The organism is Oleiphilus sp. HI0067, from assembly GCF_001635735.1.
The window spans coordinates 1-1,036 of sequence record NZ_LWFI01000204.1 but is presented as its reverse complement, the minus strand read 5'-3'; the positions used below and the strand labels follow the sequence as shown (position 1 = coordinate 1,036).

The following is a 1,036-nucleotide window of genomic DNA, read 5'->3' as shown; positions in this document are numbered from 1 at the left end:
ACAACAGCACAAGAGAAAGGAATCAAAACACTGCTCATTAATGGCTCCGAAGATGCGACAAACTATATGACTGATGCCTTGATCAAGCTACCAACAAATTCCATCTCGAACGGACTTCAGTTGGCGATATTTGCCTGCAACGCTCTTATAAAATCTGTTGAATCGAAGCTATTTGGCGCAGCCTTATAAAGGCTTACTTAACTATCTTCAAAGATGGCTTCTGAGGTGAAGAACCCTGCTCTTGTACCGGCTCTTCATCGAATGGTGGCGGCTCAGGTGCACCTGGCTCCGCACCAAAAACCATGCCTTGGCCATTCTCTTTTGCATAGATTGCCATGACAGCAACTACTGGGATATATACCTGCATCGGAACACCACCAAAACGAGCTTGAAACTCAATTGCGGCATCTTCGATAAGTAAATTTGTTACAGCGCTAGGACTGATGTTGAGGATGATCTGACCATTAGTTACATAATCTTCAGGCACATGAACGCCCTGAATACCGGCATCCACTACCAAATACGGTGTTAGGCCGTTATCAATAATCCATTGATTTAATGCACGAACCAGGTATGGCCTACTTGGGGTCACACCATCCTCCTTGTATGCTAGTGACTAGTGACGCATTTCTGCTTCAACTTCAGACAAACTCTCTTGGAATGACTCACGAGAGAACATCTGATCCATATAACGTAATATCGGCTTAGCTGCTGGCTCTGACAACTCAATGCCTAGCACAGGCAAACGCCACAACAAGGCCGCAATGCAGCAATCTACAATCGTAAACTCTTCACTCATAAAGAAAGGCTTATCAGCAAAAATTGGTGCTGTTGCCAAAAGACTTTCTTTGAACTCTTTACGCTTTTCATTTGCAGATGAAGATTCTGGATCCGCTAGGATAGAGTCAACAAGAGAGCACCAGTCTTTTGAAATTCGGTACATCATTAGACGACTCTGCGCGCGTGCTACTGGGTAGACAGGCAACAATGGAGGATGAGGGAAACGCTCATCTAAATACTCCATCATGATATCAGC

Annotated in this window: 3 protein-coding genes; 1 reads left to right on the top strand and 2 read right to left on the bottom strand. The window is 44.6% G+C overall.

The genetic code is table 11. From position 1 onward, the window contains the following. On the top strand, positions 1-189 hold a 189-nt coding region (locus A3739_RS29220), incomplete at its 5' end, for a hypothetical protein (protein WP_197471983.1). Positions 190-193: 4 nt separating this feature from the next. On the opposite strand, the gene A3739_RS02675 is transcribed toward A3739_RS29220, so the two are convergent. Continuing rightward, positions 194-592: a ClpXP protease specificity-enhancing factor gene (locus A3739_RS02675; protein WP_068472966.1), complete on the bottom strand. Its 399-nt coding sequence runs from the start codon at positions 590-592 to the stop codon at positions 194-196. A gap of 24 nt (positions 593-616) precedes the next feature. Beyond that, on the bottom strand, positions 617-1,036 hold a 420-nt coding region (locus A3739_RS02670; RefSeq protein ID WP_068500214.1), incomplete at its 5' end, for a glutathione binding-like protein.